At 64.1% G+C, this 21,344-nt stretch carries 20 protein-coding genes; 8 read left to right on the top strand and 12 right to left on the bottom strand.

The window, feature by feature from the left end:
- Positions 1 to 76: 76 nt before the first annotated feature.
- The 3 genes from XBLMG947_RS10910 (at position 77) to XBLMG947_RS10920 (ending at position 4,228) form a co-directional block, all read left to right on the top strand.
- Positions 77 to 1,072, top strand: coding sequence for an aldo/keto reductase (locus XBLMG947_RS10910; protein ID WP_065468562.1), 996 nt, complete (start codon positions 77 to 79; stop codon positions 1,070 to 1,072).
- 243 nt (positions 1,073 to 1,315) lie between these two features.
- Positions 1,316 to 2,011: a glycosyltransferase gene (locus XBLMG947_RS10915; RefSeq protein WP_065468564.1), complete on the top strand. Its 696-nt coding sequence runs from the start codon at positions 1,316 to 1,318 to the stop codon at positions 2,009 to 2,011.
- 150 nt (positions 2,012 to 2,161) lie between these two features.
- Positions 2,162 to 4,228 (top strand): M13 family metallopeptidase, encoded by a 2,067-nt coding sequence (locus XBLMG947_RS10920; RefSeq protein ID WP_065468660.1) that lies wholly within the window; start codon positions 2,162 to 2,164, stop codon positions 4,226 to 4,228.
- Positions 4,229 to 4,427: 199 nt separating this feature from the next.
- Here XBLMG947_RS10920 and XBLMG947_RS10925 read toward each other — a convergent pair whose 3' ends face one another.
- Positions 4,428 to 5,354: an oxygenase MpaB family protein gene (locus XBLMG947_RS10925; protein ID WP_065468566.1), complete on the bottom strand. Its 927-nt coding sequence runs from the start codon at positions 5,352 to 5,354 to the stop codon at positions 4,428 to 4,430.
- 478 nt (positions 5,355 to 5,832) lie between these two features.
- Here XBLMG947_RS10925 and XBLMG947_RS10930 point away from each other — a divergent pair, with 478 nt between their 5' ends.
- Entirely contained in the window at positions 5,833 to 6,519 is a 687-nt protein-coding gene (locus XBLMG947_RS10930; protein WP_083993029.1) for a hypothetical protein, read from the top strand.
- Between the two features lie 183 nt (positions 6,520 to 6,702).
- Here the strand turns inward: XBLMG947_RS10930 and XBLMG947_RS10935 are convergent, their stop codons facing one another.
- The 4 genes from XBLMG947_RS10935 to XBLMG947_RS22625 all read right to left on the bottom strand — a co-directional run bounded on the left by XBLMG947_RS10935 (position 6,703) and on the right by XBLMG947_RS22625 (position 11,068).
- Positions 6,703 to 8,298: an APC family permease gene (locus tag XBLMG947_RS10935; protein ID WP_065468573.1), complete on the bottom strand. Its 1,596-nt coding sequence runs from the start codon at positions 8,296 to 8,298 to the stop codon at positions 6,703 to 6,705.
- 153 nt (positions 8,299 to 8,451) lie between these two features.
- Entirely contained in the window at positions 8,452 to 8,823 is a 372-nt protein-coding gene (locus XBLMG947_RS10940) for a hypothetical protein (RefSeq protein ID WP_065468574.1), read from the bottom strand.
- A gap of 176 nt (positions 8,824 to 8,999) precedes the next feature.
- Positions 9,000 to 9,776 carry a LytR/AlgR family response regulator transcription factor gene (locus tag XBLMG947_RS10945; protein ID WP_065468575.1) on the bottom strand — a complete coding sequence of 259 codons (777 nt, stop codon included), beginning with the start codon at positions 9,774 to 9,776 and terminating at the stop codon, positions 9,000 to 9,002.
- Positions 9,773 to 11,068, bottom strand: coding sequence for a sensor histidine kinase (locus XBLMG947_RS22625; RefSeq protein ID WP_181093205.1), 1,296 nt, complete (start codon positions 11,066 to 11,068; stop codon positions 9,773 to 9,775). Before XBLMG947_RS22625 ends, XBLMG947_RS10945 begins: the two co-directional genes overlap by 4 nt.
- A 309-nt stretch (positions 11,069 to 11,377) precedes the next feature.
- On the opposite strand from XBLMG947_RS22625, the gene XBLMG947_RS10955 reads away from it, so the two are divergent.
- Complete coding sequence (locus XBLMG947_RS10955; protein WP_065468579.1) at positions 11,378 to 12,592, top strand: FAD-dependent oxidoreductase; 1,215 nt, start codon at positions 11,378 to 11,380, stop codon at positions 12,590 to 12,592.
- A gap of 179 nt (positions 12,593 to 12,771) precedes the next feature.
- Here the strand turns inward: XBLMG947_RS10955 and XBLMG947_RS10960 are convergent, their stop codons facing one another.
- On the bottom strand, positions 12,772 to 12,966 hold the full coding sequence (locus XBLMG947_RS10960; RefSeq protein WP_065468581.1) for a hypothetical protein: 195 nt from the start codon (positions 12,964 to 12,966) through the stop codon (positions 12,772 to 12,774).
- 476 nt (positions 12,967 to 13,442) lie between these two features.
- On the opposite strand from XBLMG947_RS10960, the gene XBLMG947_RS10965 reads away from it, so the two are divergent.
- Positions 13,443 to 13,949, top strand: coding sequence for a YciE/YciF ferroxidase family protein (locus XBLMG947_RS10965; protein WP_065468583.1), 507 nt, complete (start codon positions 13,443 to 13,445; stop codon positions 13,947 to 13,949).
- Between the two features lie 121 nt (positions 13,950 to 14,070).
- Positions 14,071 to 14,970: a manganese catalase family protein gene (locus XBLMG947_RS10970; RefSeq protein WP_065468585.1), complete on the top strand. Its 900-nt coding sequence runs from the start codon at positions 14,071 to 14,073 to the stop codon at positions 14,968 to 14,970.
- A 328-nt stretch (positions 14,971 to 15,298) separates the two neighbouring features.
- On the opposite strand, the gene XBLMG947_RS23945 is transcribed toward XBLMG947_RS10970, so the two are convergent.
- The 5 genes from XBLMG947_RS23945 to XBLMG947_RS10990 form a co-directional block, all read right to left on the bottom strand.
- Positions 15,299 to 15,427 carry a hypothetical protein gene (locus XBLMG947_RS23945; RefSeq protein ID WP_258077750.1) on the bottom strand — a complete coding sequence of 43 codons (129 nt, stop codon included), beginning with the start codon at positions 15,425 to 15,427 and terminating at the stop codon, positions 15,299 to 15,301.
- 119 nt (positions 15,428 to 15,546) lie between these two features.
- Positions 15,547 to 15,792 carry a hypothetical protein gene (locus XBLMG947_RS10975; protein ID WP_065468587.1) on the bottom strand — a complete coding sequence of 82 codons (246 nt, stop codon included), beginning with the start codon at positions 15,790 to 15,792 and terminating at the stop codon, positions 15,547 to 15,549.
- Positions 15,789 to 17,072 (bottom strand): sigma-54-dependent transcriptional regulator, encoded by a 1,284-nt coding sequence (locus tag XBLMG947_RS10980; RefSeq protein WP_065468590.1) that lies wholly within the window; start codon positions 17,070 to 17,072, stop codon positions 15,789 to 15,791. The genes XBLMG947_RS10975 and XBLMG947_RS10980 overlap by 4 nt, the downstream gene beginning before the upstream one ends.
- 883 nt (positions 17,073 to 17,955) lie before the next feature.
- A complete protein-coding gene (locus XBLMG947_RS10985; protein WP_065468591.1) occupies positions 17,956 to 18,141 on the bottom strand; it encodes a hypothetical protein in 186 nt (61 codons plus the stop codon).
- A 166-nt stretch (positions 18,142 to 18,307) separates the two neighbouring features.
- Complete coding sequence (locus XBLMG947_RS10990; RefSeq protein ID WP_065468594.1) at positions 18,308 to 18,949, bottom strand: DUF6766 family protein; 642 nt, start codon at positions 18,947 to 18,949, stop codon at positions 18,308 to 18,310.
- Between the two features lie 220 nt (positions 18,950 to 19,169).
- On the opposite strand from XBLMG947_RS10990, the gene XBLMG947_RS10995 reads away from it, so the two are divergent.
- Positions 19,170 to 20,036, top strand: coding sequence for an SDR family oxidoreductase (locus XBLMG947_RS10995; RefSeq protein WP_065468596.1), 867 nt, complete (start codon positions 19,170 to 19,172; stop codon positions 20,034 to 20,036).
- A gap of 419 nt (positions 20,037 to 20,455) precedes the next feature.
- Here XBLMG947_RS10995 and XBLMG947_RS11000 read toward each other — a convergent pair whose 3' ends face one another.
- Positions 20,456 to 21,088, bottom strand: a complete 633-nt coding sequence (locus XBLMG947_RS11000) for a DUF4142 domain-containing protein (RefSeq protein ID WP_065468598.1) — start codon at positions 21,086 to 21,088, stop codon at positions 20,456 to 20,458.
- Between the last annotated feature and the right edge of the window lie 256 nt (positions 21,089 to 21,344).

Raw genomic sequence — 21,344 nt, forward strand, 5'->3', positions numbered from 1 at the left:
TGGCGCGTGAGCCACATCGCGCTAACGCCGTTGCCGCCATTGTTCCCCGACCTTTTGCTGCACGGAGTCCCCCACCATGCAAACCCGCACGCTTGGCCGTTCCGGCCCCACCGTTTCGGCTCTCGGCCTTGGCTGCATGGGCATGAGCGCGTTCTATGGCGACCGCAGCGACGAGGCCGCTTCGATCGCGGTGATCCACCGCGCGCTCGACCGTGGCATCAGTCTGCTCGACACCGCCGACATGTACGGCCCGCACACCAATGAAGTGCTGGTCGGCAAGGCGATTGCCTCGCGCCGGCATGAAGTGTTCCTGGCCACCAAATTCGGCATCAAGCTCGACCCCAACGATCCGACGGTGCGTGGGATCGACGGCAGCCCGGCGTATATACAGTCCGCGTGTGAGGCCAGTCTGCGTCGGCTGGGCGTGGAGCATATCGACCTGTATTACCAACACCGCGTCGACCCCAATGTGCCGATCGAAGACACCGTGGGCGCCATGGCGCGCCTGGTCGAACAGGGCAAGGTGCGCTTTCTCGGTCTGTCGGAAGCGGCCGCTGCCACCATTCGCCGGGCACACGCGGTGCATCCCATCACTGCGGTGCAGACCGAATATTCGCTGTGGTCGCGCGAGCCGGAAGACAACGGCGTGTTCGCCGTCGTGCGCGAGCTCGGCATCGGGTTCGTACCGTACTCGCCGCTGGGGCGCGGGTTTTTGACCGGTGCATTTTCGTCGCCGGACGATTTCGATGCCGACGATTACCGCCGCCATTCGCCGCGTTTTCAGGGCGACAACTTCACCCGCAATCTGCAGCTGGTGAAGCAGGTCAAGACCATTGCTGCCGACAAGGGCATCACGCCGGGGCAACTGGCGCTGGCCTGGGTGCTGGCGCAGGGCCAGGACCTGATTCCGATTCCGGGTACCAAGCGGCTGGCCTATCTGGAAGAAAACATCGCCGCGCTGGATGTGGCGCTGATGCCGGACGAGCTGGCCCGTATCGATGCGATCTTTCCGCCGCAGGCTGCCGCCGGAACGCGCTATCCCGAAGCGATGATGGGCGCGGTCAACCGCTGAAACGCGCTGCGTGTGTGCCTTATTCGCAGTACGGCAGCGCTCGTTGCGGCACTGCGTTGGCGCTGGTGAGCTCGCTGTGCACCTGTGTCGCCCTCCGACGAATCACGCGCGCGATGAGAAGGCATGGGCCTGCGTCGCAGTGCCCGTTTGATTGCGCACAGTCGGCCAGCCAACGCCTCCGCTCACATCTTCGCCGCGCCCTCGCTTGCACACTGAGTGCAGCTCTCCCACGAACCACGCCCAATGCTGTCCTTCGTGATTCCCGCCCATGACGAGGCAGCGCTGATCGGCGATACGCTGCAGTGCTTGCACGCCTGCGCGCAGGCCATGCAGCTGGACTATGAAGTGATCGTGGTGGCCGATGCCTGCGAAGACGCCACTGCGGCCATTGCACGCAGCCATGGCGCACACGTGCTGGAGGTGCGACTACGCCATATTGCCGCCACCCGCAACGCCGGCGCACAGGCCGCGCAAGGCGAACGCCTGCTGTTTGTGGATGCCGACACGCTGATCAATCCGCAGGTCCTTGGCGCAGCGTTGGCCGCATTGGATACCGGTGCGGTAGGTGGTGGTGCGCAAGTGCGTCTGCAGGGCAGGCGCGTGTGGTCCGAGCGCGCGGCGCAGGCGGTTCTTGTCTGGTTTTTCCGTGTGTCCGGCATTGCGCCGGGGTGCTTTCTGTTTTGCACGCGCGTGGCGTTCGTCAGCGCGGGAGGCTTCGATACGCGTTACTACGCCGGCGAAGATGTGGCACTGAGCCGCGCACTGGCGCGCTGCGGACGCTTTGTGATATTGCGCCAGACCGTGCACACCTCCGACCGCAAACTGCACAGCTTTTCCAAGCGTGAGCACCTCGGCCTGCTGCTGCGGTTTCTATGGCGCGGGCGGCGCATGCTACAGACCCGGGATGCGCTGGGCTTTTGGTATCAACGCCGGCGCTGAACCGGGCGTGTCCGCCACACCACGATCCGCAGCGGAGCCCGTCTTCGAACCGGCACCTGGCACCGCAGGCAACTTACACTGTGCTGTCTGTTCCAGTTATACGAGTTGCGCCGCATGGCTTCTTTGCATCGTCCCATCCTGATCGCTGCCATGTCTGCCGCGCTGCTGACCACCGCCGCGTGCCACCGCGATGACGCGACGCCGGCTGCGAGCACGCACCCAACGCCGCCCAGTAAGCCCAAGCTCGGCGATTTCGGCTTCGATGTCGCCGGTATGGACCGTGGCGTGGCGCCGGGCGACGACTTCTTCGATTACGCCAGCGGCCACTGGGTCAAGACCACGCAGATTCCCAAAGACCGCTCCAGCATCAACAGTTTCGTCGCCATCTCCATCGAGACCGAGCGGCATAGCCGCGACATCATCGAAGGCGCTGCCGCCAACGACCGCGTGACCGGCGAAGACAAGCAGATCGGCGACTACTACGCCGCCTATATGGACGAAGCCAGCATCGAGACCAAGGGCGTGCGCCCGGTGCAACCGGAACTGGATGCGATCGCCCAACTCGACGACAAGCACGCGTTGGCGCGCACCTTGGGCGGCCAGCTGCGCGCCGATGTCGATCTGCTCAACTCCACCAATTTCTATACCGACCGGCTGTTCGGCCTGTGGGTGTCGCAGGACCTGCATCACCCGGACCGCTACGTGCCCTATCTGGTGCAAGGCGGCCTGGGCATGCCCGAACGCAGCTTCTACCTGGACGGCGGGCGCATGGCGCAGCTGCGCGACGCCTACCGCGCGCACATCGTCACGCTGCTGGAGCTGGCCGGCATCGGCGATGCACCCGCGAAGGCCGAGCGCATCCTGGCGCTGGAAATCGCGATGGCGCGCGTGCACGCGACCCCTGAGCAAACCACCAATGTGCAGGCCGGCGCCAATGCCTGGAAACAGGCCGATTTCGCGCGCAATGCCCCCGGCCTGGACTGGACGCTATTCTTCGACGCGGCCGGTTTGAATGCACAGCAGGATTTCATCGTCTGGCAGCCGCGCGCGGTGAGGGGGTTGTCGGCGTTGGTGCAGTCCGAGCCGCTGCAGACCTGGAAGGATTACCTGAGTTTTCGCGCGCTGGATCGCGCCTCGCCCTATCTGTCCAAAGCCTTCACCGACGAGCGCTTCGCGTTTTACGGCACCACGTTGGAAGGCACCCCGCAGCAGCGCCAGCGCTGGAAACGCGGCATCGACGCGACCAATGCCGCCTTGGGCGACGCAGTGGGCAAGCGCTACGTGCAAAAGTACGTGAGTGCGCAGACCAAGACGCGTGCCGAAGCGATGGTCAAGAACATCATCACCGCATTCGGCCAGCGCATCGATGCACTGGAGTGGATGAGTGCAGAGACCAAGCAGCACGCCAAAGCGAAACTCGCCGGCTTGACGGTGGCGGTCGGCTACCCGGACACCTGGCGCGACTACAGCGGGCTGGATGTGCGCCGTGACGATGCGCTGGGCAATGTGGAACGCGCCCAAGTGTTCGACTACCGCCGCAACCTGGCCAAGCTGGGCAAGGCGGTCGATCACCGCGAGTGGTACATGCTGCCGCAGGAGGTCAACGCGCTGAACGTGCCGCTGGAAAACCGCCTGATCTTCCCGGCGGCGATCCTGCAACCCCCGTTCTTCGATCCATCCGCCGACGATGCAGTGAACTATGGTGCGATCGGCGCGGTGATCGGCCACGAGATCAGCCACAGCTTCGACAACATGGGCGCGCTGTTCGACGAACACGGCGAACTGCACAACTGGTGGACGCCGCAGGACCTGAAGAAATTCGAGACCGCCAGCAATGCGCTGGCCGCGCAGTTCGGCGCCTACAAGCCGTTCGACGATCTGGCGATCAACGGCAAGCTGACACTGGGTGAAAACATCGCCGATGTTGCGGGCCTGGCCACGGCCTACGATGCCTACCAGCTGTCGCTGCGGGGCAAACAGCCGCAGACCATCGACGATTTCAGCCCGGATCAGCGCTTTTTCCTCGGCTTTGCGCAGGCCTGGCGCAGCAAGTACCGCGATGCGGCGCTGCGCAATATCGTCCTCACCGATGTGCACGCCCCCGGCCGCTTCCGCGCGCAAACCGTGCGCAATCTGGATGCGTGGTATTCCGCCTTCAATGTGACGCAGGGCCAGAAGCTGTATCTGGCGCCGGAGCAGCGGGTCAGGATCTGGTAGGTGCTGGTCGTGGTCGATGCAGCGCGCGTGGTGCGGGCGTCTGGGCGCTGTTCGTCCTTGCAAGTGGCAGTGCCATGCAGCGCTTACAAGGCGCGCAAGCACGCACGTATTGGTCACTGTCGAACCGGCGGCACGCCGATCGACGCCTTGGCGCGCTCCTGCGCCCGCACTGCGGAACGCATGCTCAGCGCAGCTGCCATCACGTCTGGTCAGGCCATTCAAGCAGCATCGCCGGCGGCAACTGCATGCGTCTGCATGCACGCGCAGAAAGCCCGTCGCGCAAGGCCGTGCGGAACAGCGGCGACAGGCGGCGCAACAGACGTGCCGAGGCGCGGGCTTGGACACGTTGCGTGGTGGTACGGCCCAGCATGTCGCTGGCCCAGCCGGGCAACAAGGCCGTACCGGCGCCAAGAAACACGCCGCGCGACAGGCCTGCCGCGGGCACTGGCAGCTGGATGCTGGTGAGGATGTCGAGCACCTCGCGCGAGCGTGCGTCCATGCGTAACTCTCCACGTACCGATGCGAAATACGCCTCCACCTGCGCCTCGCTGGCCGGCACATCGGCCGCGCCCAAGGCTTCGGCCACGCGTCGCGCTTCGTCGTAATAGCGGTCGGCGATGGCTGCGGGCACGTCGCGGCAATAGCGCCGGCATCCCTGCAAAAACCCGTATGCCTCGGTGACATGCACCCAGGTGAGCAACTGCGGGTCGTTAGCGTCGTAGGGCAGCCCCTGGGCAGTGTGGCCGCGGATATGCGCATGGATCTTGCGCACGCGCACAATCAGCTGTTCTGCCTCCGCACGTGGCGCGTAGGTGGTGCCGGCGACGAAGTTGGTGGTGCGCCGCAGCCGCCCGATCAGGTCGGTGCGGAAGTTGGAATGGTCGTAGACCCCGGCCAGCGCGCGCGGATGCAACAACTGCAGCATCAATGCGCACAAGCCGCCCGACAACATGCCCGGAAATTCGGAGTGGATGCGCCAGGTGACGCTGTCGGGTCCGAAGATGCCGGGATCGCCCAGCGGCTGATCGTATTCGATGGTGCTCTGGCCGCGCGGAAACGCGCCCAGCACCCAGCGGCGGATCTGTTCGGCGGCGGGGGCAGTGAGGGTACGCAGGACGGCTGACATCCGGCCATGATACGCAGGCCGCTGCAACGCCAGGTCAGTGGATACCCGACATGGCCTCTGCTCCTACGCCAGCGATGGCGGCTGCCCTGCGTCGACGGTCGTGCTGAGGCCGGAAATGCGGGGGCCTGTGACCTGGCATCCATCCGGCGCCTCGATCAGCCAGGCACTCACGCGCGCGCCTGCGTGTCTCACAGCAGGCGAGGCTCGGCGCCGCGTGATGGCCGGTGCCACCTCCACCCGACGGTCCGGCACGCCGGCTTGCTCGCGTCTATACACCCGGCAATCGCCGCAGCACCAGGTGTGCAGTGCAGCAAGATCTTGGACATCGCGCGACCATGCGGCGGCGGCCTTGCAGCAAATCCGCCTGAATTCAGCAATTTGTGCGCGCAAGCGCAGAATTGCGCGGCCTCAGCCTCGCCAGAGGCATTGCCATGCACAGCGAAAGTGCTAGAACTAAGGCCGTCCGACACCGCCCTGCATCGCCAGCGCGTCTCGGACGCTCCAGGGCACCGGCCGCGGCCAGTGCAGCAAGTCGTTCGTACCAGCCATCCGTCAGGAGCTTGTCATGATCGCTTTGTTCCAGGGTTTGAGCCTGCTATTGCAGGACAACGCACTCCATCGGCTCCCCTTCGACGAGCAGGTGGCCCACTGGCGCGACAAGACCGACGCGCAACTCGACGAAGAGCTCAGCCTGCTCAAGGTGGCCAAGAAACAGTGGGTGATCGCCTCGATCATCGGCTGGCAGGCGATCTCGCTGGTATTGCTGGGCGTGATCACGCACCAGCTGTGGCAGAACGACTACCACCTGACCTTCAGCCGCGTGGTGATCATCTTCACCTCATGGGCATCGATCCTGTTCGTGATGTGGTACATCGCCGATCTGTTCGACCACAGCGCCGGTTTCGAACGCTGGCTGCGCGCCTTCAACAGCCGTGCGCGGGTGACGCCGGACGCCGATTCGGTCGAGTGCGTTGCCGATGCGCTGGACATGACCCGCCGCTACCCGGAGGTACTGCGCTACAAGCAGGAAGTGACCTCCAAGCGCGAGCTGCGCCACGAGGACATCGTCAACATGCGCGAGATGGGCCGCCTGCGCCGCTACACCGAACTGCTGCGCGATCTGGACCGTTTCGATGGCGCGCCACGGTTGGTGGTCAATTCCTGACCAGCGGCAGCACGCCCATGCGGTGAGGCGCGGCAACGAAACACACCCAACGCAGTGTTCGTGCGCTGCAAACAACACGGCCGGTGCGCACTGCACCGGCCGTTTCGTTTCATTCCCAGCGCTGACTGCCAGCGGTTGACGGTCGCCAGCGCCCGCGAGCAGCGCACCCGAACGTGCAAGCGCTCACGCCTGCGCAACCGCCTTCTCTACCGACGGGGTACGCCAGCCGCTGCACACGCCCCAGATGTAGAACACCACGCCGACCGCGGCGACCACTGCCAGATCGGTGCCGTAGCTGAGATAGCCATGGCCGCCGAAGTCGGCGCTGCCGGCCCACGACAGCAGCGCGATGGTGGGCAGGTAGCAGATCATCCAGGCCGCGCCCTTGAGGTTGCGGCGCAGGTCCGGCCAGCCCTGCTTGGCCTGGTAGTAGCAGTACACCGGCAGCGCGACAACCATCAGCAGGATGATCTCGCCGGTCAGCGGCCAGCGCGCCCAGTACAGCAGCTCGGTGGCCATCACAAAGGCCACGCCGGCCAGCACCGGCAGCGCGGCGATGCGCAGCGGACGATGCAGTTCCGGCGCATGGCGACGCAGCGCCATCGCGCTGATCGGGCCGGTGAGATAGGAAATGATGGTCGCCACCGAGATCACCGCCGCCAGCGTGCCCCAGCCGCGGAAGAAGAACAGGAACACGAACGACACCGCCAGGTTGAAGAACATCGCCATGCGCGGCACGCCCCACACCGGGTGCAGCTTGCCCAGCGCGGCCGGCATGGTGCCGTTCTTTTCCATGCCGTACACCATGCGCGCGGTGGTGGCGGTATAGGTGATGCCGGTGCCGCTGGGGCTGACGAACGCATCGATGTACAGCAGCATCGCCAGCCAGTGCAGGTTGACGATGATGGCCAACTCGGCGAACGGCGAGCGGAAATCGATGCCATGCCAGCCGGCCTTGGCCAGCAGATCCGGCGGTACTGCGCCGATGTAGGCCACCTGCAGGATGACGTAGACCACCGTGGCCAAGGCGATCGAACCGAGCACCGCGAACGGAATGCTGCGGCCCGGGTTACGCGCTTCGCCGGCCAGATTCACCGGGCTCTGGAAGCCGTTGAAGCTGAAGACGATGCCGGCGGTGGCCACCGCGGTGAGCACCGCGGCCAGGTCGATCACGTGCGCGTCGCCATGGATGCCGACGCTGAAGTTTTCGCTATGGAAGCCACTGACGATCAAGGCCACGCCGGTCGCTGCCGGCACTACCAGCTTGAACACCGTGATCAGCGTATTGGAGCGCGCGAACAACTTGACGCTCCAGAAATTCAGAAAGAAATACACCAGCACCAGCACCGCCGAAATCAGCAAGCCGGGTACCGACAACTCGCCGGCCCCGCCGGGCACCTGCACATACAGCCCTTGCGCCCAGGCCCATGGCCAGGACGCCATGTATTGCACCGAGGCCTCGGCCTCGACCGGGATCACCGAGACGATGGCGATCCAGTTCGCCCAGCCGGCAATAAAGCCCACCAGCGAGCCGTGCGAATAGTGGCTGTAGCGCACCATGCCGCCGGATTCGGGGAACATGGCACCCAGTTCGGCGTAGGACAGCGCGATGGTGGTGATGATCGCCGCCCCCAGCACCCAGGCCCAGACCGCACCGGGACCGGCCAGCCCGGCCGCGCGCCAGGCGCCGAACAACCAACCGGAGCCGATGATCGAGCCCAGGCCGGTGAGCATGAGGGCGAAGGGGCCAACGTCGCGGCGTAGCGAGTGTTCGGACATGAGAAGCCTGTCAATGAGGACGCCGTGAACCGGCAACAAGCCTGTAATGATCGCAGAAGCGACCGCTTGCCGTCAGTGCGTATTCAGGTTTACTGGAGTTTCCGCCGGGTTTCTTGCTGATCCTGCGCCGAGCGGCCCACCCCACACACCCTCTTAGCCGTGGCAATCGGCACGCGGTGCGACGATGTCCACGCAGGTGTGCGTCTGGCCGGAGACGCCGCGCACTTCGCGCACTTGCCCCGGTGCCAGCGCAAAGCTGTCCAGGGTCTTACGCGCGCAGGCCGGTGCGCTGGCGGCGTCGCCGGCGCTGCGGGCCACGCACTGTTCCGCGTAGATCAGGTAATAGCAGCGGCCGGAGTCGCTGGCCAGGCAATGGACGTTGGCCGTGGTCGCGGTGGTCAGCGTCTTGCTGAAGATCACATCGCGGCCATCGCTGGTGGCACGGGTGATCGAGGTGGTGCCATTGCGTTCATGGCAGCCGGCCAGAGCGAGCAGGCAGTACACCAGGGAGGCGATCAGGCGCATGGAGGCAGTCCTTTTTTTTGCGAACGGGGGAATGAGAGCGGCCGGCAACGCACGTGCGCAGGCCTCGGGTGGACGCCAACGCTGCGCGAAAACGGATGGACAACTCACGCTTGCACTTCGGGTTTGAGCGTGCCGTCCGTACCTGACGACCGCGCGCACCGTGTTGCGCACCGCGCCTACATGCCGCGGAACAGACTCATGAACGGCTGGCTGACGGTAAGCGTTTCGCTGCGGCCGCGCAGCGCCAGCCGGCCCTTGCCGGTGTCGTCGCGCTGCACCGAGGCAACCGCTTTCATGTTGACGATGGTCGAGCGGTGGATCTGTTTGAACACCTGCGGGTCCAGCACATCCAGCAGTTCGCGCAGCGGCGTGCGCAACACCGCTTCGCCGGCGGCGGTCATCACCGTGGTGTACTTCTGGTCGGCCTGGAAATACGCCACCTCTTCCAGCGCGATCAAGCGCGTCTCCCGACCGCTGCTGGCGGTGAGCCAGGCCAGCGGCGGTGCAATGCTTGCGGCCGCCGGGCGTGCCGACAGGCGCTGCAGCAAGGCCTCCAGCAGCGCACCATCCGGCTGGCCGGCAGCGGCGCGTTGTTGCACGCGCTGCCAGGCGGCCTGCAGGCGCTCGCGACCGATCGGTTTGAGCAGGTAGTCCACCGCGCCGTGTTCGAACGCGTCGATGGCGTACTGGTCGTAGGCAGTGACGAACACCACCTGGCTGTGCGGGCTGACCTCGCGCATCGCACGCGCCACCTGGATCCCGGTGAGGCCGGGCATGCGGATATCCAGAAACACCACGTCCGGCTGCTGCGTGGCGATGGTCTCCAGCGCGCTGGCACCATCTTCGCAATCGCCCACGATCTGCAACTGCGGGCACACCTGCGCCAGCAGCGTCAGCAACGACTGCCGCAGCAACGCCTCGTCTTCGGCCACCACTGCACGCAAGGCGTTCATGCCTGCACCTGCGGAGCGTGCGCGGCAGCGGTGGGCAACGGCAGCGGAGCGGGTGCAGGGACCAGCTGCGCCGGCAGCGGCAGGCTGATGGTCGCGGCCACTCCGCTGGGGAAATTGGACACGATGGCAAAGCTCGCCTTGCCTGCGTAAATCAGCTGCAGCCGCTCGCGCAGATTCTTCAGGCCGATGCCCGTACCCTGGCTGTGCGTGTTGAAACCCTGACCATCGTCGGCCACGGTCAGGGTGGCATGGTCGTCGTGGCGACGCGCCAGGATCCACACCGTACCGCCGCCCGGCTTGGCTTCCAGCCCGTGTTTGATCGCGTTTTCCACCAGCGTCTGCAACATCATCGACGGCAGCGGCAGCGAACGCAGTTCGTAGGGCACTTCCACCTGCAAGCCGAGCCGCGTGCCCATGCGGATGCGCAGGATCTCCAGGTACGCCTGGGTGCGTTCGAGTTCTTCGCCCAGGGTGGCGATGGCACCGTCGGCGCTGGGCAGCGAGCTGCGCAGGTACTGGATCAGATGGCCGATCATGATGTCGGCGCGCGGCGGGTCGGTGCGCGCCAGCACCTGCGCACTGGCCAGCGTGTTGTAGAGAAAGTGCGGCTCGACCTGGGCGTGCAGCAGATTCAGGCGCGCCACGGCCAGCTCCTTTTCCATCACCGATTGCTCGGCGGCAGCTTGTTCGTCGCGACGCTGCTCGCCGACCCGGCGCACCACCGCGCGATTGATCGCCTCGGCGTTTTCGTAATTGCTGCCTTCGTCCACCGCAAACAGATCCACCCAGGCACCGGCGTCGGGCTCGCACAGCACGGTGACGCTGCTGGTGCCCTGCCCTGGCGCGATCGTCGCCAGAATCTGGTTGTGGGTGATGGCAAAGCGCGCGAACAGATTCCAGCGCGACGGCTGACGCCCTGCGTATGGATCGATACGGCGCACCTTGGCGCGGATCAGCAGGCTGCCCGGCGCGCACTCGATGTCCTGCACACGCGGTAGCGCACGCACCGCCTCCTCCATCACCGCGAAGCTGGCCTGCACATCCAGCGGTACTTCGATCTGACGGCGCTGGCGGGTGGACAAGGTGGTGTGATCCAACCGCTCGGCGATCAGCCGCACCCGCCGCACATGGGTGATCGAACTCATCAATGCCAGCGTCAGCATGATCATGCAGGCCAAGGCGAAGATCGGGCCGATGGAACCGAACAACTGCGCCCACATGATCCCCGCCACCAGCAACGCGGCGGCCCAGGCGAACACGATACGCACGATCAGGAAGACGCTGGCGGACACGGATGGCAGCTCGTTTGGATGGGACGCGGCGAGCATAGCCGGCCCGCGCCACTGCGGAAGCACCGGGCGACGAATGGCCGCCAGCGTGGCGTCAAGCGCCAGGATTGCAGTGCGAAACCGTGGCACTGTGGCGCAAGCACCGGCAGTTGCGCGCGCTATGCTGGCGCAGGCGGTCGCTGCTCATGCAACGTTGGGTTGCTGGTAGGCGGCGGGCAGCACGCGTGGAAAAGGCGGCCGTGCGCAACCGCGCAGGCGTCGCTCGCCGCATCGTGTCGATCACCTCACCCATCACACCACCAAGGGAGTTGCATGCACCGTCGTCATTTTCTACGCAGCGCCGGTGTTGCGCTGGCGGCCGCTTCCACTGCGAGCTGGGCGGCAACCGACAAGGCACTGACCCTCCCGCCGGCAGCGCTACCGGCGACGCCGCCGGGTGGTCTGCCGGCGACGTTCGCGGCGACCCCACCCTTGGCACCGATGCGTGCCTCGATCGATCGCATCATCGCCATCAACGGGTGCACGCGTCCATTCCGTGCGCAGGGGCCACGGATCGAAGCCGAGCGCATCGGGCGCAAAACGGTGGTGCATAACTACGGGCATGGCGGGAGCGGATGGTCGTTATCGTGGGGCGCGGCCGAACAAGCATTGCGGCTGGCGCGTGCGGCAGATCCCGCTGCGCGCGAGTTGGCGGTGATCGGCTGCGGGGCGATCGGCTTGACCACCGCGCTGGTCGCGCAGCGCGCCGGCTTGCGCGTGTGCATCTATGCGCGCGAGCGCCTGCCGGATGTGCGCTCGTTCTATGCCACCGGCGTGTGGTCGCCGGATTCGCGCGTGTGCACCAGCCAATACGCCACCGCCGACTTCAAGACGCGCTGGGAAGAAATGGCGCGCACGTCGTTTCGCCGCTACCAGACCTTGCTGGGCCTGCCCGGCGAGCCGATCGAGTGGCGCGATGGCTACGTGCTCTCGGATGTGCCGTTCGATCACCCGCTCGCCTCTGCCGAAGCGCATGAGCCGGACTATCCGCCGCTGGAGCGCCAACTGATCGACGATCTCGGCCCTCGCTCGCAACCGGTAGCGGCCGGCAGTCATCCGTTTCCGGTGCCGTTCGTGCGCCGCTATAGCCAGCTCACCTTCAATCTGAGCACCTATGCGCGGTTGTTGATGGAGGACTTTCTGCAGGCAGGCGGCGCGCTCTACACGCGCGAGTTCGAGCACCCGCGCCAGTTCGGCGACCTGCGCGAGAAAATCCTGGTCAATGCCACCGGTTACGGTGCGCGTGCGCTGCTGGGCGACGACAGCGTGATCCCGGTACGCGGGCAGACCGCACGCCTGATCCCGCAACCGGAAGTCACCTATGGCCTGATCTGGCGCGGCCACAACCTCAACGTGGTGCCGCGACGCGACGGGCTGTTGGTGCAGTCGCAAGGTGTCCACGACTTCAATAATGCAGATGCCACGCCCGATCGCGCAGCATCGGAAGCGGCGGTACGCGAGCTGGCGCGATTGTTCGCGGCAACCTGAGCCGTTCGCACGCGTTGATGGCATGCGTGCGGATGACAGACTGGGCGCGCTTTTAGACACGTCCAGTGACATCTACAAGACCCCGCCTTTCATAGGGCCGCAGCGACCGAGCCGACACCTGCGCTTGCACCATTCTCGAAACGTCAGTCGATGGCGGCGGCGAGGCTGCGATGGCCACGCTAGTGGTCCGTAAGCGACGCCTGCAATGCAGTGGCCAACGCGGCATCGCCGCTGATCAGTTCATCCCAGCACAAGGTCAGGCCCTTGCGCTTGCCTTTCTCGACCAATCTCAAACCCTGCGGATCGATGGTCAGGGTATATGCCTGCTCGCCGATCTGTAGTTCGCGGCGTAATGGTTTTTCCAGTGGCGTCATCACATACGTCTTGCAGAAAGTTCCAATCAGCGTTGTAACCCATCGACATGGCTCGGTGCACGATGCAGAAGCGACCACATCCCATCCTGCAGACGCGATCGTTGTCGTGCATGAGCCACCTGGGCTTACCTTCATCGCGCAGGCAGCGAGCGCGGCCTGCACCACAGCACAGGTCGCCATCGCATCGGGCTCACCGTTTCCACCAATCCCGCTAACACTCGCAAGGCTAGCGTAGCGACCACGCGGTACGGCAGTGCAATCGAAGCGATGCCGTCGGTGCATTTCAACGAACGCCAGGTGATGTGTTCACACCACTGCTCTGCAGTCGAGTGACACGCACCTCGCATTTGCAAGTTCATCGCGCGTAATGCGTTGGCACGCCTGTTCGCAGGCAGGCAACGCGACGTCGTCAAGGTACCGCCACCGACATTGCGAACCGCTGCAACCCACTCTCGGACCAACCCCAAGGAGCCAACATGGCGATCAAGACTGTCGAAGAACTTTTCATCCACGAGCTGTCGGACATCTACAGTGCCGAGAAGCAGCTGACCAAGTCGCTGCCGCGCCTCGCGCGTGCAGCCACCGAGCCGAAACTGAAGCAAGCCTTTGAAACTCACCTGGAAGAAACCCAAGGTCAGATCGAGCGGATCGACCAGGTTGTCGACGTGCTAGGCATCAAGCTCAAGCGCATCAAGTGTGCAGCGATGGAAGGCCTGGTGGAGGAAAGCCGCGAGGTCATCGATGAGATCGAAGCCGGCCCGGTACGCGATGCCGCACTGATCGGCGGCGCACAAAAGGTGGAGCATTACGAAATCGCTTCGTACGGCACCATTGCGGCCATGGCCAAGCAACTCGGCTATGCCGATGCATTGCCGCTCCTGCTTGCGACGCTGGAAGAAGAAAAAGCCACCGACGAAAAGCTGACCCTGCTCGCCGAACAAGGCGGTAATGCCAAGGCGTCCACGGTCAGCAAGGCCGCCTGAGTCACCGCGCAGGGCGACACTCGCCGCCCTGCCTCGCCTGCACCCCAAATAGCCAGCCCCACGTCTCTGCACGCTCCCTGAGCAGTTGTCGTTGCCGGGCGCCAGCCATGGAGCACCCCCTATGTTCATGCACAACAAGCGTTTGATGTACACCGTCCGCGTCGCCCAACCCAATCCGGATCTGGCGACGTTGATGCTGGAACAGTTTGGCGGACCGCAGGGCGAACTCGCCGCTGCGATGCGTTATTTCACCCAGGCGTTGGGTGAAAACGATCCGGGCCGCAAGGATCTGCTGTTCGACATCGCCACCGAAGAGCTCAGCCATCTGGAGATCATTGGTTCGATCATCGCCATGCTCAACAAGGGGCCGAAGGCGGTGCTCTCCGAAGGTATGGAAGAGGCCATGGAGATGCGCACCATGACCCAGAACAGCACCAGCCATACGCAGCAGATTCTCTATGGCGGCGGCCCGGCCTTGGTGAATTCCAGCGGCGTGCCGTGGACGTCTGCGTACGTCGACAGCATCGGCTGCCCAACTGCCGACATGCGCTCCAATATTGCCGCCGAAGCGCGTGCAAAGCTGGTCTATGAGCGCCTGATCAATGTCACCGACGATCCGGGCATCGTGGATGCGCTGCGCTTCTTGATGACGCGCGAGGTGGCGCATCAGAAGTCGTTCGAAAAGGCGCTTTACGCGATCGAGCCGAACTTCCCCCCGGGCAAGCTGCCGGGCGACCCGCGTTTCACCGACACGTACTACAACACCTCGCAAGGCGAAGGCGACATGATCGGCCCATGGAATGTCGGCGAGCAATGGGACGTGGTGACGGACCGCGAGTCGCAGGCCGCAGTGGATGGAGGCGATGGCTCGGCCACGGTGGCACTGGATGCCACGCAGACCGCGGCGCTGAATGCCATGTCCGAGCGCCTGCTCTCCAATCCGGAGCTGGACCGCGTCACGGGTGCCGACCTGGGCGCCGGCCCCGGTGCTGGCTCCACCACCGGCGATATCCAACGGTAAACCCGATGGGCGCCCGCGCTCATCACCAGCCCGGGGCGATCACACTCCGGGCTTTTTCATTGCATTGCGCAGGAGCTGGTAGGAACGAAAAATCCGGATGCGGTAGGCACGACGAAGGTTGATCCGCCTGGCAAGGGCGTGCACTGCAATAGCTGGGTGCAGCTTGGGTTTCGGCGGAAGCGCTACGAGGACCGGCAGGTCGCAGGATATGCATGATTGCGTAATCCTTTCTGTGAGCTGTGCGCATGCATGCCGTGCGGTCTTTGCATCTGCACCAGAAGCTGCTGCAGCACGCGCCCACTGCAAGCAAATGCAGAAAGGCGTGTTTTCATGCGTAGCGCATCGCGTTGGCTGCTGCGTCGATGGTCGCTTCCGCCTTCATCGGCGCAAGGCAGCCTGCATCCGCCCAATCACGCTCATCGCGGATTCCGCCGCCATACTTTTCTGCATCCATCACGCTGCTTCAGCACAGCATCCGCGCCTCATGCGTTTCGACCGTTCACCGGACTGACCGGCAACTGGATCCCGCGTTCCAGCCGCGTGTCGCTGGGTTCGTCGCCAGACCAGGCCGGCCAATCAATGATCGGTAGTTGCGCCAGGCGCGGTTTCGCCGCCATGTTCGCCGGCCTGCTGCAGGGCGCGCTCTTCTTCGCCAAGCTGATTGAGCAGCTCGACTGCGGACTGATGGGCGGTGCGCAGCGTTTCCAGCGGCTTGTTGGACGTTTCGTTGCGCAATGCGTACAACGCAAAGCCCATCACGTTGAGACGGTTGCGCAACTGGTGCAGCAGCGCGCGCCGCTGCCCGTGCGGTGCGTCAGTCACTCCGCATCCTTGTCGCTGAGCCGGTTATGCAGGGTACGCACGCTGATGCCCAATTCGCGCGCTGCGGCCTTTTTGTTGAAGCGCGTGCGCGCCAATGCCGATTCGATCATCGCGTCCTCGGCCTGACGCATGGTCCAGCCGGCAGGAATCAGCAAGCCATCTTCGTCGGCCTGCGGCACGGTCTGCTCCACATCCGGCGCGGTCAACAGATCTCCATCGGAGCGCAGATACAGATAATGGATAAACGAGCGCAGCTCGCGCACGTTGCCCGGCCAGGTGTGGTACGCCAGATAGCGCAGCAGCGACTTGGTCGGCAATTTGCGCTTGCCATATTTGACGTTGAGCTCGTCGATCACGCGCAGCCCCAGCAGCCGCGCATCGCCGCGGCGCTCGCGCAACGGCGGCACCTGGATCGGATATTCGTTGAGACGGTAGAACAGGTCCTCGCGCAGCACTGCCTGCTCGCGCTGCACATGCTGATGGGTGGCCGCAACCACGCGCGCATCCAGCGCAATTTCCTCGTTGCCGCCCACGCGCACGAAGCTGCGCGATTCGATCGCCCGCAGCAGATACACCTGCAGCCGCTTGGGCATCTCGCCAATTTCGTCCAGGAACAGCGTGCCGCCGGCGGCCTGCTCCAGGAACCCGGCATGCCGCCGGTCGGCGCCGGTGAAGCTGCCGCGCTCGTGGCCGAACAACTGGCTGGCCAGCAACTCCTCCGGAATGGCGCCGCAGTTGACCGGCACGAAGCGGCCGCTGCGGCCGGACACGCGATGGATGGCGCGCGCAACCAGATCCTTGCCGGTGCCGGTTTCGCCGGTCACCAGTACATTCAAATCGGTCGGCGCCACGCGCACGATGTCCTTGCGCAGCATCACGATACTGTCGCTGGTGCCGACGATGCCCAGGTTGCCTTGTTGCGCGTCGCGCAGCCCGCCGAGCACACGCTCCAGACGTTCCGGCGCGAATGGCTTGGTCAAGAATTCGCTGACCCCGAACTGCTGCGCACGGCCTTGAGTTTCACGCGCGTAATCACCCGACACCACGACGATCTGCGGGGTGTGATCCGGGGCGAGCCGTTCGATCAGATCGAAACCGCTACCGTCTGGCAGACCAACATCCACCACCAACAGATCGGGAAAGTTGCTGTCCAGCCAGCGGCTGGCCTCGCCAAGGGTGTGGATACCCTTGGCAAGGAAGCCGCTATCGGTGGCGAGTTCAACCACCTGATCGCAGAACTCCACGTCGTCGTCGATGATGGCGCAGGAAAGACGGTCCATGAGCGCTTCTGTCCGCAATGACTGATACATGTTCAGTTGAGAATTGTGACGGCCGCGCGAAATACGCTGATACGCCACATCGGAGTTGCCTGCTGCTGTCGCAATATGCGTCGGGTGCGGCGCTCTTCCCCAAGTCGAGCCCGCTCTGATTCACCGCTTGTGAGAGTACGCATGGAAGGGCTCGATTGCGCCAGTGCCAAGCGTCACGGTTCGGATCGGTCGCCGCTTCGGAAATGTCGAAACGCAAAGGAGTGCAAAGTTTGAAACGTCAGTCACGCCAGTCCAGGGGCGGATGCCGCGTTGATCGAGCGCTGGCTCAGCTCGCTTGGGTGCAGTGCCGCAGGATATCAGCCGTGGCTCATCTAAGCCGACGTTGCGATGGCGCCGCATGAATCCGTCAGAAAACCGCGTCGGGCCAGCCTGGTTATCACACATTCGAAGGCAGGGTTCGCCTGACTGGAATGCACTGTTGCGCACGATTCGGTAAGTCGCTCGCTCCGCGCATGCTGCACGCATGCCTGTCGCAGTGCGCTGGATGCGCCGCAGCGCGATCGTCAACCGATACTGCAAAGCACGCATGCGCGCGCGGTACCGTTGCCAGCTCCGCTTGCCGTCGCCTCGCTAGCGCCAGACGCTCGCTCCTTCGTCGCAGGTCGTCCCGATGGCGGGCGCTGTGGTAGTGCAGCCACTGATGCTCGACCATCCGATGTGGTCGCACCGTGTTCCGCGGCATGATCGCTGCCCACGTGAGCTATCGCCATTCCTGCTGAGCGCCGATGCATTCCTTCACACAAGTGCGGAATGCAGCGCGAACCGACACGCAAGCCGCTGACATGGACAACGCCGGCATCTGCGAGCGCTGTCATGATGCTGCTCATCTAAATCAGCGTTTCTCCGATCCATCCGGCCGTTCGTAGTCGTGCTCGGGATCGGCCTTGTTCACGTCACGATCCTCGTCGGGCATGTCGTGGACCTTCCATTCGGCATCCTCGTTGCGATGCTCCTGCGGCGTGAACGGCTTTTTCTGATCGTCCTGCGGACCCCACGGCTTCTTCGGTTCGCTACCCATGCTCTTCTCCTGCGTGTCGTGAGCACACGCTAGGTGTGCACGCATTGCAATGTGGTGAACGCAGCCGAGGGCGGCGTGAAAGTGCGGGTGTGGTGATGCACGACGACGTGATGGCACATGCATCGATATGTCAGGCTGGCAGCCGCGCGACAGGTCGCTCGCCGCGCTACGCGCCGGTCTGCGAATGCGGCGCTTCTACCGGCTTGGACTGCGGCGAATCCTTTTGCCGTAGCCAGATGGTCAACACCACCAGCGAGAACACCGCCAGGAATTCGCTCTGCCAGTTCTGCATCGATTCGAACCAGAACGATGCGCTGGTGAAGTGCTCAAGCAGCGTGATCGGTGGCACTCCCTTCTGCGCACGCTCCAGCACCTCCAGCCGCCAGCTACCGATCAGATGCAGCGCGAAGCTCATCAGGAACAACGCCCCGAACGCGATCGCCAGCGAGTGCTCGTACAGGCGTCGCCACACCCCGCCGGCAAGTACCGGCCAAGGTGTGGGTCCGGGTTTGATGCCGGTGGTTTCTTCGGCGGGATCCAGCGGGCGCGATTCAGCCGAGCCCACCTGGCGCAACTTCACGGTCAGCAGGACATACATGCCCATCTGCAGAAATTCGCTCTCCCAATTCTCGAACAAGGCAGACATGAAATGCGGGCTGCTCAGATATGCACACAGGAGCAGCGTAGGCTGCCCCTGTTCGCGCAACTCGTCGTTGTAGGTGTGCAGCCCGGCGTAGATCTGGCCGGCAATGAAGAGCACGGTCAGCGCAAGCAGACACAACGACAGTCCATTCCGACGCAAGAACATGGATGACCTCCTGACGATACGCGCAGTATCGGGCGTCCTCAATAAAGACGCATGAAGTTTATTTGCAATCGCCTTTGTGCGCGCGCAGCGACATCGTCGATAAGGTGACTGCAGCTGGTGACATGCAGCACACGCGGCGCCGACACCGCTTAGCCCGGATGTTTACGTTTGCGTGCCCACACTCACGACCAACCAACGATCTCACCAGCAGGAGGCGACAATGCCCGTACCCAACTATCCACGTCCGCCGTTCAAGCCGCAGCAACAGAGCTTTCCCGGCCGCACCGAGAAGATGGATCCGCGCCCGGACCATGGCGAAGACAGCTACGTGGGCCACGGCCAGCTGAAAGGCAAGCGTGCACTGATCACTGGCGGCGACAGCGGGATCGGTGCTGCGGTCGCCATTGCCTATGCACGCGAAGGCGCCGATGTAGCGATCGCCTACCTGCCCGATGAGCACGAAGATGCCGCGCGAATTGGCGCGTTGATCGAAAAAGCCGGGGTCAAGGCGCTGCTGGTGGGATGCGACATCAGCGATCCCGATCAGGCGGGCGCCTTGATCGATCAGGTAAACAGCACATTTGGCGGACTGGATATCCTGGTCAATAACGCCGGCTACCAGACGTACTTCGAAAGTTTCGACGACATCACGCTGGACGAGTGGCGCAAGACGTTCGACACCAACGTGCATGCGGTCTTCAACCTGGTACGCCTGTCGGTGCCGCTGATGACCGATGGCGGCTCCATCATCAACACCGCTTCGGTGCAGTCGAAGAAACCCACGCCCAACATCCTTCCCTATGCGGCAACCAAGGGCGCGTTGGCCAACCTCACCATCGGCCTGGCCGGCGTGTTGGCCGACAAGAGCATCCGCGTCAACGCGGTGCTGCCTGGCCCGATCTGGACGCCGTTCATTCCCTCCGGCATGGACGAGGAATCGGTGCAAAACTTCGGTTCGCAAACGCCGATGGGGCGCCCTGGTCAGCCGGTCGAGCTGGCATCCGCCTACGTGATGCTGGCCGCCGATACCGCCAGTTATACCTCGGGCACCTTGCTGACCATTTCCGGTGGTGCCGTGACGCTATAACGCAGTCGCACCGATACCAAGCCCGCGTCACTTCAAGCCCGCGTCACTCATTGAGTAATGCTGGCGTTCTTCGTGGTTTCGTTTTGTTTGCTGCTGATCGTGAGGGTCGTCGGCGTGGCGTCAGATTACTTGCGCAGCCTTGCGCGCACATCTGCACGGTGCATGACGAAGTGGACGCAGAGCGCGCCAACATGTCGGGCTTCCATGCGTTGAAGAACGCGACCAACCGTGCAAGCACATCATCTTCTTCGAAAAAAACAGGCAGCGCTCGCTGCCTGTTTCCGTTTCTACGTACATCACGCGCTGTCGCCGTCTGCGCTCACGCAGAGGGTTTACCTTTGCAACTCCTAGTTTGCGCCTTGCAGTGGCGCGCGCACGGCACCCTACAAATCACTCTGATGCGCCGACGCGTTATGCGCTCAGTGCGGCTGGCGCTGTTTTGCGCGCAGCGACTTGGCGTGCTCAAGATGCTCGGCAATGGTCTCACGTGCGTGCTGCAACTCCTTGCCCAGATCACTGGAACCTGGCTCGCTGCTCAACTGCGTGTCGAGCAAGGCCAGCGCCTGTTCATGACCATCCACGCTGGCCTGCAGATACTGCGATTCGAACTGCTGCCCATGCAGATCCTGCAGGCGCTTGCGCGCCGCCGCCGCACCTGCGGCGGCGGCTCGACCAAGCGTGCCGTTGCGGTCCGGTGCAAAACGGCTCAGGTCGGTCAGCGCGGCGCTATGGGCGTCGTCCATCTTGCGCGCGAAAGCAAGCACCTCTCCCTCAACGCCCTTGACCACCGCCAGTTGCGCGAGCGTACGCTCGTTCTCATGGAACACGGCCAGCGCGCCCAGTGCCTGCTTGCGGTCGCGCGCATCCCCTACGCTGCCGCGCAACGGATCGCCATGCGGTGGCGTGGCACCAACGATCGTCGCCATGTCTTGCTGCACGCCTTGGGCTTGCTGCACGCCTTGTGTAACGCTTGCCTGACCCTGGCGACGCTGCCAGGCCTTGTACGCCACATACCCCACCGCGCCTGCGGTCACCATCTTGAAAAGTCCCATGACTGTCTCCTGTTGATCGCGCCTTTGAAGCGCGCCCGGCGGTCGTTGATTGTCGCGTTCGCAATGGATGCGCAAACTGCTTCCGTGCGTTCAAACATGTCGAACCAGCCTGCGAGTGCGGGAGTTATCCAAACGTGACCTGCGCATCAACACGGCGTCGGGAAAGCGAGCGCGTCCACATCACGCCCACGCACTGTGCTGACGGACTTAACGCGGTCGCACGAACACTGCAGGACGTTGCCGCGCTGAAGCGCCC

The organism is Xanthomonas bromi, assembly GCF_900092025.1.
GTDB classification, from domain to species: Bacteria; Pseudomonadota; Gammaproteobacteria; order Xanthomonadales; family Xanthomonadaceae; genus Xanthomonas; species Xanthomonas bromi.

Excerpts from the sequence above, each read along its gene's own strand:
- XBLMG947_RS10955 (WP_065468579.1), top strand. The coding sequence starts at position 11,378 with ATGCACCGTCGTCATTTTCTACGCAGCGCCGGTGTTGCGCTGGCGGCC.
- XBLMG947_RS10940 (WP_065468574.1), bottom strand. The coding sequence starts at position 8,823 with ATGCGCCTGATCGCCTCCCTGGTGTACTGCCTGCTCGCTCTGGCCGGC.
- XBLMG947_RS10960 (WP_065468581.1), bottom strand. The coding sequence starts at position 12,966 with ATGACGCCACTGGAAAAACCATTACGCCGCGAACTACAGATCGGCGAG.
- XBLMG947_RS10990 (WP_065468594.1), bottom strand. The coding sequence starts at position 18,949 with ATGTTCTTGCGTCGGAATGGACTGTCGTTGTGTCTGCTTGCGCTGACC.
- XBLMG947_RS10970 (WP_065468585.1), top strand. The coding sequence starts at position 14,071 with ATGTTCATGCACAACAAGCGTTTGATGTACACCGTCCGCGTCGCCCAA.
- XBLMG947_RS10925 (WP_065468566.1), bottom strand. The coding sequence starts at position 5,354 with ATGTCAGCCGTCCTGCGTACCCTCACTGCCCCCGCCGCCGAACAGATC.
- XBLMG947_RS10980 (WP_065468590.1), bottom strand. The coding sequence starts at position 17,072 with ATGGACCGTCTTTCCTGCGCCATCATCGACGACGACGTGGAGTTCTGC.
- XBLMG947_RS10920 (WP_065468660.1), top strand. The coding sequence starts at position 2,162 with ATGTCTGCCGCGCTGCTGACCACCGCCGCGTGCCACCGCGATGACGCG.
- XBLMG947_RS10985 (WP_065468591.1), bottom strand. The coding sequence starts at position 18,141 with ATGGGTAGCGAACCGAAGAAGCCGTGGGGTCCGCAGGACGATCAGAAA.
- XBLMG947_RS10995 (WP_065468596.1), top strand. The coding sequence starts at position 19,170 with ATGCCCGTACCCAACTATCCACGTCCGCCGTTCAAGCCGCAGCAACAG.
- XBLMG947_RS10915 (WP_065468564.1), top strand. The coding sequence starts at position 1,316 with ATGCTGTCCTTCGTGATTCCCGCCCATGACGAGGCAGCGCTGATCGGC.
- XBLMG947_RS11000 (WP_065468598.1), bottom strand. The coding sequence starts at position 21,088 with ATGGGACTTTTCAAGATGGTGACCGCAGGCGCGGTGGGGTATGTGGCG.
- XBLMG947_RS10935 (WP_065468573.1), bottom strand. The coding sequence starts at position 8,298 with ATGTCCGAACACTCGCTACGCCGCGACGTTGGCCCCTTCGCCCTCATG.
- XBLMG947_RS10945 (WP_065468575.1), bottom strand. The coding sequence starts at position 9,776 with ATGAACGCCTTGCGTGCAGTGGTGGCCGAAGACGAGGCGTTGCTGCGG.
- XBLMG947_RS10910 (WP_065468562.1), top strand. The coding sequence starts at position 77 with ATGCAAACCCGCACGCTTGGCCGTTCCGGCCCCACCGTTTCGGCTCTC.
- XBLMG947_RS10965 (WP_065468583.1), top strand. The coding sequence starts at position 13,443 with ATGGCGATCAAGACTGTCGAAGAACTTTTCATCCACGAGCTGTCGGAC.